General features: G+C 53.4%; 12 protein-coding genes. 9 read left to right on the top strand and 3 right to left on the bottom strand.

The genetic code is table 11. The annotated features are described in order from the left end of the window. Positions 1 to 2: 2 nt before the first annotated feature. Both LMED105_RS12935 and LMED105_RS12930 read right to left on the bottom strand, forming a co-directional pair. A complete protein-coding gene (locus tag LMED105_RS12935) occupies positions 3 to 1,001 on the bottom strand; it encodes a cytochrome d ubiquinol oxidase subunit II (protein ID WP_008252060.1) in 999 nt (332 codons plus the stop codon). Positions 1,002 to 1,016: 15 nt separating this feature from the next. Further along, the gene (locus LMED105_RS12930) at positions 1,017 to 2,405 is read right to left on the bottom strand and encodes a cytochrome ubiquinol oxidase subunit I (RefSeq protein WP_008252058.1); all 1,389 of its coding nucleotides are present in this window, start codon (positions 2,403 to 2,405) and stop codon (positions 1,017 to 1,019) included. 148 nt (positions 2,406 to 2,553) lie between these two features. Here LMED105_RS12930 and LMED105_RS12925 point away from each other — a divergent pair, with 148 nt between their 5' ends. From LMED105_RS12925 to LMED105_RS12910, 4 genes are all read left to right on the top strand, one after another. Further along, entirely contained in the window at positions 2,554 to 3,726 is a 1,173-nt protein-coding gene (locus LMED105_RS12925) for a multidrug effflux MFS transporter (protein WP_156799697.1), read from the top strand. 149 nt (positions 3,727 to 3,875) lie between these two features. Beyond that, positions 3,876 to 4,745, top strand: a complete 870-nt coding sequence (locus LMED105_RS12920; RefSeq protein ID WP_008252055.1) for an alpha/beta hydrolase — start codon at positions 3,876 to 3,878, stop codon at positions 4,743 to 4,745. A gap of 103 nt (positions 4,746 to 4,848) precedes the next feature. Further along, positions 4,849 to 5,145: a hypothetical protein gene (locus tag LMED105_RS12915; RefSeq protein WP_008252053.1), complete on the top strand. Its 297-nt coding sequence runs from the start codon at positions 4,849 to 4,851 to the stop codon at positions 5,143 to 5,145. 19 nt (positions 5,146 to 5,164) lie between these two features. Further along, a complete protein-coding gene (locus LMED105_RS12910) occupies positions 5,165 to 6,064 on the top strand; it encodes an NAD(P)-dependent oxidoreductase (protein ID WP_008252051.1) in 900 nt (299 codons plus the stop codon). 278 nt (positions 6,065 to 6,342) lie between these two features. Here the strand turns inward: LMED105_RS12910 and LMED105_RS12905 are convergent, their stop codons facing one another. Next, a complete protein-coding gene (locus LMED105_RS12905) occupies positions 6,343 to 7,296 on the bottom strand; it encodes a CysB family HTH-type transcriptional regulator (protein ID WP_008252049.1) in 954 nt (317 codons plus the stop codon). Between the two features lie 112 nt (positions 7,297 to 7,408). On the opposite strand from LMED105_RS12905, the gene LMED105_RS12900 reads away from it, so the two are divergent. From LMED105_RS12900 to cysD, 5 genes are read left to right on the top strand one after another with little or no spacing between them, the layout of a single operon-like run. Beyond that, the gene (locus LMED105_RS12900; protein ID WP_008252047.1) at positions 7,409 to 8,206 is read left to right on the top strand and encodes a sulfite exporter TauE/SafE family protein; all 798 of its coding nucleotides are present in this window, start codon (positions 7,409 to 7,411) and stop codon (positions 8,204 to 8,206) included. After that, a complete protein-coding gene (locus tag LMED105_RS12895; RefSeq protein ID WP_008252045.1) occupies positions 8,207 to 9,886 on the top strand; it encodes a nitrite/sulfite reductase in 1,680 nt (559 codons plus the stop codon). Continuing rightward, positions 9,887 to 10,426 (top strand): DUF934 domain-containing protein, encoded by a 540-nt coding sequence (locus tag LMED105_RS12890; RefSeq protein WP_008252043.1) that lies wholly within the window; start codon positions 9,887 to 9,889, stop codon positions 10,424 to 10,426. It begins immediately after the preceding gene. A 2-nt stretch (positions 10,427 to 10,428) separates the two neighbouring features. Continuing rightward, positions 10,429 to 11,226 carry a phosphoadenylyl-sulfate reductase gene (locus LMED105_RS12885; protein WP_008252041.1) on the top strand — a complete coding sequence of 266 codons (798 nt, stop codon included), beginning with the start codon at positions 10,429 to 10,431 and terminating at the stop codon, positions 11,224 to 11,226. A gap of 39 nt (positions 11,227 to 11,265) precedes the next feature. Then, positions 11,266 to 12,189 (top strand): sulfate adenylyltransferase subunit CysD, encoded by a 924-nt coding sequence (gene cysD / locus LMED105_RS12880; protein ID WP_008252040.1) that lies wholly within the window; start codon positions 11,266 to 11,268, stop codon positions 12,187 to 12,189. Positions 12,190 to 12,203 lie beyond the last annotated feature (14 nt).

The raw sequence follows: 12,203 nt of genomic DNA, 5'->3' as shown, positions 1-12,203 counted from the left end.
TTTTACTGATAAGACAGTTCTTTGGCCTTGCCCCAGAACACTTTGTAAGAAAATGCAGTGTACCCGAGGATAGTTGGCAAAGTGATCACCACACCCACCAGAATAATCTTCAATGCTTCAGGTGACGAAGCCGCCTCCCACACGGTCAACTGATTCAAGACCACGTAAGGGTATTGACTGTAAGCCAGGCCCATGAAGGCCAAAGTCATGACACCCGCCGTGAGTGCGAACACCATCCAGCCATAGCCAGCATCCATCAAACGCTGACTGCTCAACACATGGTGAATACCCCACAGGCACAACACCGACGCGATTGGAATGGGTGCCAAGGCAACAATGTTGGGAAAGCTGAACCACTTGTCAAAAATTTCAGGAACAACCAACGGTGTCATGGCTGAAATAAAGGCGATGGAGGCCAACATGGGCCAAAAACTGATTCGCCCCCATCGGCGAGACTTCTCGATCAAACCGCCTTCAGTTTTCATGATCAACCAACCGCTGGCCAACAAGGTGTAAGCAAAAGGCAAGGTGATGGCGACACCCAAGTTGAAGACCAGTTGCGACCAATGGTTAGAAAAACCCGTGATGTAACTACCCAGCATCCAGCCTTGCGAAACCGAGGTAACCAGTGAACCGATGAAAAAAATCCGGTTCCACAGCGGCTTGTAGGCCACATCCACTTTAACGCGAAAATCAAACGCTACCCCCCTCAACACAAGGCCCAGAAGCATGAAAGTGACTGGCAGGTACAAGGCTGTAAGCACCACACCGTGGGCTTTTGGAAAGGCGACCAGCAATACGCCCACGCCCAGCACCAACCAGGTTTCATTTGCATCCCAGAACGGGCCGATTGAATTGATCATGGTGTCTTTTTCATCATCTGTTGCATGGGGCAACAACAGGCCGACGCCCAAATCGTAACCATCCAGCACCACGTAAATCAAAAGGGACAAACCCATTACGCCCATGAACAACAGCGGCAAAAACTCGTTGAACGTCATCGCACAGTCTCCCTTTTATTGTTCACGGCGAAGTTTGTCCGCAGGCGTAGTGGCGGGTGGAACCCCGCCCCAATTTACTTTCTTGGATGAACCAATACCACCCAACAGCATGTACCGCAGCACCCACACATAAGAGATGATCAAACCGATGTACATGGCCATGTACAACAACACCGTAAAAGCCAACAACTGGGGTGGATGCTGGGCCACCACGTCAGCGGTGCCCAAGACGCCGTACACCACATACGGTTGCCGACCAATCTCGGTGACCCACCAACCAGCCACTGTGGCCACCCAACCCGAGAACATCATGAACATCAAAGCGGTCAGAAGAAGTCGATGGGTTTTGTTTTCAAGTACCGGGCCAGTTTTCCGGAAAGCCCACACCGAGGCCCAGGAAACCAGCAACATCAACACACCCATGCCCACCATGACCCGAAAGGAATAAAACACGGGCCCCACTGGCGGGTGGGTATTCAGGAAATCGTTCAACCCTTTGATCTCGCCATTGAAGTCGTGCGTCAATATAAAACTGGCCATTTTGGGAATACCGATTTCAAAATGATTGGTGCGCGCTTCGCTGTCAGGAATGGCGAACAACAGCAATGGAGCACCCCTCTCGGTTTCCCACACGCCTTCCATGGCCGCCACTTTGGCAGGCTGGTGCTTCAGCGTATTCAAACCGTGCAAATCACCCACAAAAATCTGGATGGGAATCAGCACCGCTGCGCCATAAACCCCCAATTTCAGCATGTGACGCGTAAACGGCTTTTCGCGCTTACGCAAAATTTGAAGGGCGCTGCCGCCCGCAATCACGAAGAACACAGTCAAACCGCTGGCCAGCAACATGTGTGTAAAGCGATAAGGAAAAGATGGATTCCAGATAATTTCCAGCCAATTGGTGGCATGCATTTGGCCATCAATGATTTCGAAGCCCTGCGGGGTTTGCATCCAGCTGTTCAGCACCAAAATCCAGAAGGCCGAAAGCGTGGTGCCAAAGGCCACCAAAAACGTGGCCAACAAATGTACCTTGGGCGACACCCGTTGTTTGCCAAACAACATCACACCCAAAAAAGTGGCTTCCAGAAAGAACGCAGTCAGCACCTCATAACCCAGGAGGGGACCGGAAATGTTTCCGGTTTTTTCCATGAAGCCAGGCCAGTTGGTGCCGAACTGGAAGCTCATGGTGATACCCGACACAACGCCCATGGCGAAAGTCAGCGCAAAAATTTTCGTCCAGAAATAATGGGCCTGCTCCCACTCGGTTTTGCCAGTGCGCACATGCTGCAATCGCAGGTAAAACATCACCCAGCCCAAACCAATGGTGATAGTTGGAAACAAAATATGGAAAGTAATATTGGCCGCGAACTGGATTCGGGCAAGATCAAGCGACGTGAATTCCATGCAGCACCCCACGAAAGCAACTGAATAAGAACAGCCATGGCATGGATATGACCATAATTTGGTGCGTGTCGTCTGTCAAATTAGTTTGCTCAATGAACCACCGCACAACGCGTACAATGCCCAATCTCTCCGCACTGGAAGTCTGTTCGTGATTAAGCGCCCCATGTTTTTTTTGCTGGCTGCCTTGGCCGCATTCGCCCCCTTGGCAATTGATTTGTATTTGCCAAGCCTCGCTGCAATTGGCGCGGAACTGCAGGCTCCGGCAGGGCGTGTTCAACAAACTGTGACTGTGTTTCTGGCGGGGTTTGCTTTGGGCATGCTGTTTTACGGACCACTTTCGGACAGGTTTGGCCGCAGGCGAATGATATTTGCCGGTACCACCGTGTTCGTACTGGCCAGTGTGGCCTGCATGTTGGCCCAAACCATTGAACAACTCCTGGTGTTCAGACTGATTCAGGCTTTTGGTGGCGGTGCCGCGGCGGTTATTTCACGTGCCGTGATTCGCGACCTGTTCGGCGAAACCGATTCAGCCCGGGTCATGGCCATGGTCGCTATGGTCACCTCACTGGCCCCCATGATTGCGCCACTTCTCGGGGCCTACATTCTGGAACTGGGTTCATGGCGCTATGAATTTCTGGCGTTGGCCCTGTTTGGGGCCCTCTGCACCGTGGCCGCTTATGCATTGCTGCCCGAAACCCTGAGCAAGGTTAGAAGCCAGAGTTCTTTGGGCCATGCATTCAGGGGGTATCGAACCGTATGGGAGCAGCGCGATGCCCGACTGCTGATTATTGCGGGAGGCGCGCACTTTGCTGCGATGTTTGCCTACATCACGGGCACGCCATTTGTGTACATCGAGTTTTTTGGTTTGAGTGAAAAAACATACGCGGTGCTGTTTGGCTCGAACATATTGACCCTGATTGGTTTTGGCTATGCATCCACGCGATTGGTGAAACGCACGGGCACTACGCCACTTGTAAAAACAGGCTCCGCCTTGGGGTTGCTGGGTGCCCTCATGGTGTTGGTCAGCGCCTGGAGTGCCGGCACGGCCAGCTGGAATCTGGGTCTGATGGTGGCTGGCTTTTTACTGTGTGTGGGTTCACTGGGCTTTGTGGCACCCAACACCACAGCGCAATTGTTGGGCAAGCACCCTAAAAATGCCGGGGCAGCCTCTGCCTTGTATGGTTGCGCGCAATTTGGTTTGGGGGGGTTGGCCAGCTGGGCTGTCTCAGTGGTACACGACGACACCTCGCTACCCATGGCTGCCACCGTGGTGGCCTTTGCTGCGCTTGCGTGCTGGGCCAGCATTCGACTGAAACGCTGAACTTTTCATTGTAAGCACAAAATTATTGCCATTGTGTTTAATCGACTGCGAAATTGGCACGAAAATTGGACTTTTTGGTCCCTTTACGGTATGTTGTGTCACGAATTTATTCTGCCTAACAACCCAAACACACATTTTTGCACTGCCATATGGCCGACACAAAAGCCCAAAGTGGCGAGAACCAGCCCGACGTGGCTTGGCTCGAGAGCCAGTACAACGTCCGCTCTTACCTGCCCGACCACCCCAAAACCTTTGCTCGCTGGGCTGAGCAGTCCCGCTACGCCCGTTTTGATCTGGACGGGTTCTGGAATCAGTATTTCGGCGAATCGGAAGCAGAAACCGTGGATGTCATTCCTGGCAAACCCGGCAAACCGCTATTGATATTTATTCATGGCGGTTACTGGCGTTCACTCGACAAATACGACTTTACCTTTCTGGCCAAGCCTTATGTGGCTCGTGGCTACTCGGTGGCGCTGCTGAACTACGGCCTGATTCCCCGCGTAACCATTGAAGACAGTGTTCGCCAAACCCTGCGCGGCATTGAATGGCTTTATCGCCAGGCCGACCGCTTTGGCTTTGATGCCAACCAGATCGTAGTGTGTGGACATTCGGCTGGAGGACATTTGGGCGTGATGAGCGCGCTGGCGTTTTGGCCGCTGTGGGCCTCCGACCTGCCTCAAGACGTGGTGAAGTCCGTCATCGCAATTTCAGGCATTTACGACCTCAGCCCACTGGTGCACACACCGTTCATTCAGAAAGACCTGAAGCTGAACCAGAAACGCACGCGCATGGTAAGCCCGGCCTTGATGCCCAAGCCCACCATTCCCGTTCACCTGGCATTTGGCACGAAGGAAACCGATGCGTTCAAGGAGCAAAGCGCTTACTTGGCATCACACTGGGGCCTAAACCCACCCTTGCAGGTGAATGCAGATCATTTCAGTATTTGCGACAGCATTGCCGACCCCAACAGCGAACTGTTCATGCTGATTCAAAATCAGTTGCTGTTGCCTTCGCACTAAAAACCACAGCAAAAACTGAACGGGTTATCCCCCCATGTTCGGTAAACTGCTTTTCAGGCTGGTGCCGTATAACTAAGTTGTACACACCAGCCTGGAGGCAAGAATGCCCCTCACAATCGCCTACTCCAACGCCGCAGGTTCATTTGGCCCGCGCTACCCCGATGGTCAAACCCTGATGCGCAAGCGCACGCTTCGTCAAACCGCGAAATTGTTCAAGGTGGGCGCTGAAGTGCTGCTGAACGCAGCACCTGCCACGGTCATTGCCTACAACATTGCCGAATTTGGTCGCTGGATTTCAACCAGCCACCCCGTACTGGTTCAACTTCAAACCGGGGAGTTGCAATATTGCCGCTTAAGTGATCTGCACATTGCTGAAAACCCGAGCATGCAGACCCACTGAAGCTGACTATAATCCGGGGATGAACTCAACACCCCCAACACTCAACACAATCGGCTTTATTGGCCTTGGCAACATGGGCGCCGCTATGGCAGGCCACCTTTGCAAGGCGGGCTACACTGTACTGGCCTGGGCGAGAAATGCGTCCACCTTCGAGGCGCTGGCTGACATCCCGCTTGTTCCACAACCCAGCATTGAAGCCTTGTGCGCAAGCACCCGCCTGGTCGCCTTGAATGTGACCAACACCGCTGATGTTCAATCGCTGCTGTTTCGCGATGGCGGTATTGCGCAACATGCACAGCCCGGTTCGATCATTGTGGACTTCAGCACTATTGACGCGGCGGCTGTGGCTGATATTGCACGTCAATTGAAGTCTCGCGGTGTTGATTACATTGATTGTCCTGTTTCTGGCGGTGCTGCAGGCGCACGTGCTGCAACATTGAGCATGATGGCAGGTGGTGATTTGGCGGCCTTCAATCGGATTGAACCCATGCTGAAACACTTGGGCAAAACCATTCGACATGTGGGCCCTTCCGGCGCGGGGCAAGCGATTAAGGCGGCCAATCAAATGGCCTTGTGCATTCAATTGGTGGGCATTGCTGAAGCCATGAATTACGCGCTGGAACAAGGTGCAGAATTGAGTGTAGTACTTGAGTTGCTGCAGGCCGGTTTGCCAGCCAGCCGGGTGCTGGACTGGGCTGGTCCGCACATGGTGAAAGGCTTTACGGATCCGGTTTCAATTGAAGCGCATCTGCATGCGAAAGATGTGCGCATGGTGGCTGATGCGGCGAAGAAGCAGGGTTTGCATTTGCCACTGTTGTTTAAAACGGCAGAACTGTTGGATGAACTGGTGGCAAGTGGGCCGAAGAGTCAAGACACATCGCGGGTTTTTGAGGTGGTTCGCAGGCATATGCGAGCTTAGTGGCAAGCTACACAGCTGCACTATTCGGGCCTTGCGCTGGTCGAGTGCGGCAGTGTGCGGCCTGCAGCATACAGGTTTGATCGGGTGCGCATGTGCTTGTTGCGACAGTCAGGAAAATCTGCCCAAGCGTGCCAAGCCGGGCTGGTGCCCTTCAGGGCAGAAGCCGCCCCGACCGCTTTCTTCGAGGGGCGGTTTCAGGCAAGGCGAGGTTCAGCTTGGGGCCAACAGATTTTCCGTCGCGACAGGCTCTGCGCTCCGAGCAAATCAACCACACCGCATCAAATGTCGTAAGCATCCCCACCGCCCAACACGCGGTCTATCAGCTTCGGCGTCAACATCGGCGCAAACACCGCAATGAATTCATACATTAGCGTGCGCATGAACACCCCCTGCCGCAAGGCAATGCGAGTGGTGTTGCGGCCAAACAAATGGTCCACAGGTACAGCCATCAGGCCTTTGTCTTTCAAAACATCAAAAGCCACCTCAGCAATAATGCCCACGCCCAAACCCAAGCCCACATAGGTTTTAATCACGTCTGCATCAATGGCTTCTAGCACCAAGTCAATATTGACCCCAGCCTTTTGAAATGCAGCGTCAATTTTCTTGCGCCCGGCAAAATGGGTTTCGTAGGTAATGACGGGCATTTGATCAAAATCGGCCAGCGCAATTTGTCGCCCGCCCGATGCAAAAGGTTTTAGCAATGGTGAATCGGTGGGCGCCACCGCAATATGCCCCCAGTCGTAACAGGGGAATGTCACCAAATCAGGTTCATCGGCCAAGGCCTCGGTGGCCACAGCCAAGTCAGCTTGGTCTTTGCGCACCCACTGGGCCAGTTGCTCGGGCGTTCCCTGCAACAGAATCAATTTGACCTTCGGAAATTTCTTGCGGAAAGCAGCCACCGCCTGCGGCAAAACGTAGCGTGCCTGTGTGTGGGTCACAGCCACAGTCAACTGCCCGCTTTCACGCGCTGCAAATTCTTCACCCACACGTTTGATGTTCTCAAGTTCGGCCAATACGCGCTCGCAAGCTTGGTAAACCAATTCACCAGGTGGCGTTAAACCTTTGATGCGCTTGCCATGGCGCTTGAAAATCTGAAAGCCCAGCTCTTCTTCAAATTCGATGATCGCCTTCGAAACACCCGGCTGAGAGGTAAACAGCGCCTTGGCCGCATCGGTCAGGCTGAAATCATGGCGAACCGCTTCCCGAACGAATCGGAGCTGATGCAAGTTCATAAAAACCCTTTATTCCACTGAGGAATATATAAATGGAAATATTATCGTTTGAATTATAAAGCGAAGCGCCTACACTTCAAGTCCCAAAAAACCATTTTCATCGAGCTTTCACGTGCCTTTCGACATCAATTTAGTCTACGTAGCTTCTGGCCTGGCGGTCGGCCTTCTGGTCGGCCTTACCGGCGTTGGGGGCGGCTCCTTGATGACACCCTTGCTGACCGTGTTGTTTGGCATTCCTGCCACCACCGCAGTTGGCACTGACCTGGCATTCGCAGCCATTACAAAGGGTGCAGGTACTGTTGTTCACCGCTTGCGCAACACAGTCAACTGGAAAATTGTGGGGCTGGCCTGCTTGGGCAGTGTACCGGCATCGCTGGTTACGATTGCAATCCTGCACGGCCTGGACATTCAAAATGCCGGCAAGGGCAGCCCGATTGACGTGTTTATTCGCTGGTCCATTTCCATTTGCGTCATGCTGACCGTGGGCGTCCTTATTTTCAAAACAAAAATTGTTCATTGGCTGCAAAACCATCCGCAGGCCCAATTGCAAGATAAAACGCGTACCATCGCGACCGTGGTTGCATTCGCAGTCATCGGCATGCTGGTCACCGTGTCCTCAATTGGTGCGGGTGCAATCGGCGCCATGGTGCTGATCATGTTGTACCCACACCTGAAGGCCTCTGAAATCGCAGGCACTGATATCGCTTATGCAGTGCCACTGACAGCTGTTGCAGCTTTTGGTCACTTCAGCTTGGGCACAGTTGATTTTGGTTTGTTGGGCGCTTTGCTGATCGGCTCCATTCCCGGCATAACAATTGGTAGTTATTTAAGTCGCGCAGTGCCTGAAAAGTTCTTGCGCGGGGTATTGGCCACGACCCTCACCGCCGTGGCCGCAAAATTGGTGATGTAAATGTACAAATACGACGACTACGACCACGCCCTTGTACGCGAACGCGTGGCTCAGTTTCGCAACCAGACCGAGCGCTTCCTGAAAGGCGAGCTGACCGACGAAGAGTTCCGCCCGCTGCGCCTGCAAAACGGCCTGTACATTCAGCGCCATGCGCCCATGCTGCGCGTGGCTATTCCTTACGGATTGCTGGGTGCAAAACAGTTGCACAAGCTGGCCGACATTTCAGCCAAATACGACCGCAACTACGCGCACTTCACCACGCGCCAGAACATTCAGTACAACTGGCCAGCGCTGGAAAGCATTCCCGACATTCTTGCTGAATTGGCTGAGGTGGAAATGCACGCCATTCAAACCAGTGGCAACTGCATTCGCAACACAACCAGCGATCCGTTCGCGGGTATTGCGAAAGACGAGTTTGTTGACCCACGCCCATTTTGCGAACTGATTCGCCAGTGGAGCACCTTCCACCCTGAGTTCGCCCACCTGCCCCGCAAATTCAAAATTGCCGTGAATGGTGCAGCAGAAGATCGCGCCGCTGTGCAAGTGCATGACATTGGTGTCAACTTGACCCGCAATGCTGCCGGTGAAGTGGTTGCACAGGTGCTGGCCGGTGGTGGTTTGGGCCGTACACCCGTAATTGGCTCTGTCATCAAAAATAACCTGCCCTGGCAGGAGCTGCTGACCTACATTGAAGCTGTAATGCGTGTGTACAACCGCTATGGTCGCCGCGATAACATGTACAAAGCCCGCATCAAAATCCTGGTGCGCGCCATTGGACCGGAAGAATTTGCCAAACAGGTTGAAGAAGAATGGCAGCACATCAAGGGCGGCATTTCTGTGATTCCGCAAAAAGAATTTGACCGTGTTTCGTCCTTCTTCACCGCACCTGCTTACGAGCAATTCAGCGCTGAACAAGTGGCCACCATCGCCGAGCAAAACCGTGGCTTGCGCGCCAAGCATGTGGGCTTTGACCGTTGGCTGATTCGCAATGCACGCGAACATCGCCAGCCCGGTTATGTGGCCATCAGCATTTCACTGAAGCGCCCTGGCATTGCACCCGGCGACGCCACCACGGACGAAATGCACCTGATCGCTGACCTGGCCGAACAGTATTCTTTCGGTGAACTGCGCGTGACTCACGAACAAAACTTTGTGTTGTCTGATGTGGCCGAGCAAGACTTGTTCGAGCTGTGGAGCACCCTGAAAGAACACAATTTGGCCATGCCCAATATTGGTCTGGTTTCCGACATGATTGCCTGCCCCGGTGGCGATTTCTGTTCACTGGCCAATGCCAAATCCATTCCGATCGCCTTGGGTATTCAGGAAGCAGTCGATAACCTGGACTATCAGTTTGATCTTGGCGACCTCAGCCTGAATATTTCAGGTTGTATCAACTCTTGCGGCCACCACCACATTGGCAACATCGGTATTTTGGGTGTCGATAAAAACGGTGAAGAGTGGTACCAGGTTACGCTGGGTGGCCGGCAGGGCAACGATGCGTCCATCGGCAAGGTAATTGGAAAGTCCTTCTATGAAAAAGACGTGCCCGGTGTGGTTGTGAAGTTGCTGGAAGTGTATGTGCGCGAGCGTCATGAAGATGAACTGTTCATCGACACCCTCGACCGCATTGGTGCTGAGCCCTTCAAAGACCACGTGTATGCCAACAAGGAGGCTGCATAAATGTCACAGATTATTGTTAAACCGATAAACGGTGCAGCCGCCATTGTTGCCGATGAATTCGTGATCGTCGAAACAGGTACCGCCGAGGCGCCTGTGGCAGTTCCCGCTGAAGGCAAAGTGCTGGTGCACTTGTCTGTGTGGGAAGCAAACAAGGCAGAATTGACTGCACGCGCCCAAGCGGGCGATTTGGGTGTGTACCTGAACCCTGAAGACAACCCCGAGCAGTTGCAGGGTGATTTGAATGTACTGAAACTGATTGCATTCAACTTCCCGGTGTTCAAGTACGGCCAGGGTTATTCAGGCGCCGTGTTGCTGCGCACACGCTATGGCTTCAAAGGCGAAATTCGCGCATTCGGCGACGTGTGGCGCGACCAGTTTTTTTACCTGGCGCGTTGCGGCTTCACACAATTCGACATCAAGGAAGGCAAGTCGCTGGAAGACGCATTGAACGCCTTTGCTGACTTCACCATCCCTTACCAAACCAGTGCCGATGGGTCGCTGCCTGTGTTCAATCGCAGGGCTGCAGCGGCAGGAGCGTAAGCATGAATGCAGTGAACACTTCGCGCTTTCACAGTGTTGAAACGGTACCGGAAAATAATTCAGCGCTGGAACAACCCATCGCTGTGTTTCGTGGCCCGCACCAACCCGCCACCGACATTTCTGGAAAAGTGCAAGCACTGGAAATATTGCTGAACAATGCAGCCAATGAATTTGATTCAATCGCATTGGCCAGTAGTTTGGCCGCCGAAGACAATGTGTTGTTCGATGTGATCGCACGCCTGAAATTGAACATTCGCGTGTTTAGTTTGAACACAGGCCGCCTGCACCAGCAAACTCTGGATGTAGCACCTGCGCTGCAAGCCAAATATGGTCAAACCGTACAATGGTTTGAACCACAGGCCAAGGCTGTTGAAACCTATGTGAACACCAAAGGCCGCGATGCTTTTTATGAAAGTACGGCGCTGCGCAAAGAATGCTGCAGCATTCGCAAAGTGGAGCCACTGGCCCGCGCACTGCAAGGTGCAAAGGCCTGGGTCACCGGTCAGCGTCAGGCCCAGGCCGCCACTCGCGCCACTTTGCCTGTGCGCGAATTCGACGCCGACCGCGGCATTGAAAAATTCAACCCGCTGGCCGACTGGAGCGAGGCCGATGTGTGGACCTACATTCGCCAGTTTGATGTGCCTGTGAACACCCTGCACTTTGAAGGTTTTCCATCCATCGGCTGTGAGCCTTGCACACGCGCAATCACCATTGGTGAGGACATTCGCGCAGGCCGCTGGTGGTGGGAAGACCCGACCAGCAAGGAATGCGGTTTGCACAATGCAAATTTAAAGAAATAAGTTACAGAAACACACTGAATTTACAAATCGAGAAAAATCATGAGCACGCAAGTGAGCACGCAAAAACACACCATGTCCCACCTGGACTGGCTTGAAGCAGAAGCCATCTACATCATGCGCGAAGTGGCCGCTGAATGCGCGCGTCCCGCCATGTTGTTCTCTGGCGGCAAAGATTCCATCGTCATGCTGCGCCTTGCAGAAAAAGCATTTCGCCCAGGCAAGTTTCCATTTCCCCTGGTGCACATTGACACCGAGCACAACTTCCCGGAAGTGATTGAATTTCGCGACTGGAAAGCCAAGCAGTTGGGTGAAGAACTGATTGTTCGCTCACTGGAAGGTTCGATCAAAAAGGGCACGATTCGCCTGCCCCACCCGGAGGCTTCCCGCAATTCATTCCAAAGTGTCACGCTGCTGGAAACCCAGGAAGAATTTGGCTTTGACGCACTGATGGGCGGCGCACGCCGTGATGAAGAAAAAGCACGTGCTAAAGAACGCATTTTCTCTTTCCGCGACGGCTTTGGCCAATGGGACCCGAAAAACCAGCGCCCCGAACTTTGGGACCTGTACAACACCCGCGTTCACCCCGGTGAACACATGCGCGTGTTCCCCATTTCCAACTGGACCGAACTGGACGTGTGGCAATACATTGAGCGCGAAAAACTGGAACTGCCCAATATTTACTATGCCCATGAACGTGAAATCATTGAGCGCAATGGCCTGCTGGTACCAGTGACCGAGATGACTCAACCCAAGGCCGGTGAAACAGTCACCACCCGCACAGTGCGTTTCCGCACCGTGGGCGACATTACATGCACCTGCCCGGTGGCAAGCACTGCTGCGACACCGGCTGAAATCATCACGGAAACCGCGGTGACCGACATTACCGAGCGCGGCGCTACCCGCATGGACGATCAAACTTCCGAGGCCTCCATGGAGCGCCGCAAGAAAGAAGGCTATTTCTAAATCGAGATGAATAC

It is taken from the genome of Limnobacter sp. MED105, from assembly GCF_000170915.1.
Taxonomy (GTDB): Bacteria; Pseudomonadota; Gammaproteobacteria; order Burkholderiales; family Burkholderiaceae_B; genus Limnobacter.
Note: the sequence above shows the minus strand (reverse complement) of the source record. Positions and strands in the feature narration are given on the sequence as shown.

What these genes read in the sequence shown, in the direction of transcription:
- LMED105_RS12935 (WP_008252060.1), bottom strand. Translation starts at nt 1,001, where the DNA reads ATGACGTTCAACGAGTTTTTGCCGCTGTTGTTCATGGGCGTAATGGGT.
- LMED105_RS12930 (WP_008252058.1), bottom strand. Translation starts at nt 2,405, where the DNA reads ATGGAATTCACGTCGCTTGATCTTGCCCGAATCCAGTTCGCGGCCAAT.
- LMED105_RS12920 (WP_008252055.1), top strand. Translation starts at nt 3,876, where the DNA reads ATGGCCGACACAAAAGCCCAAAGTGGCGAGAACCAGCCCGACGTGGCT.
- LMED105_RS12915 (WP_008252053.1), top strand. Translation starts at nt 4,849, where the DNA reads ATGCCCCTCACAATCGCCTACTCCAACGCCGCAGGTTCATTTGGCCCG.
- LMED105_RS12910 (WP_008252051.1), top strand. Translation starts at nt 5,165, where the DNA reads ATGAACTCAACACCCCCAACACTCAACACAATCGGCTTTATTGGCCTT.
- LMED105_RS12905 (WP_008252049.1), bottom strand. Translation starts at nt 7,296, where the DNA reads ATGAACTTGCATCAGCTCCGATTCGTTCGGGAAGCGGTTCGCCATGAT.
- LMED105_RS12895 (WP_008252045.1), top strand. Translation starts at nt 8,207, where the DNA reads ATGTACAAATACGACGACTACGACCACGCCCTTGTACGCGAACGCGTG.
- LMED105_RS12890 (WP_008252043.1), top strand. Translation starts at nt 9,887, where the DNA reads ATGTCACAGATTATTGTTAAACCGATAAACGGTGCAGCCGCCATTGTT.
- LMED105_RS12885 (WP_008252041.1), top strand. Translation starts at nt 10,429, where the DNA reads ATGAATGCAGTGAACACTTCGCGCTTTCACAGTGTTGAAACGGTACCG.
- cysD (WP_008252040.1), top strand. Translation starts at nt 11,266, where the DNA reads ATGAGCACGCAAGTGAGCACGCAAAAACACACCATGTCCCACCTGGAC.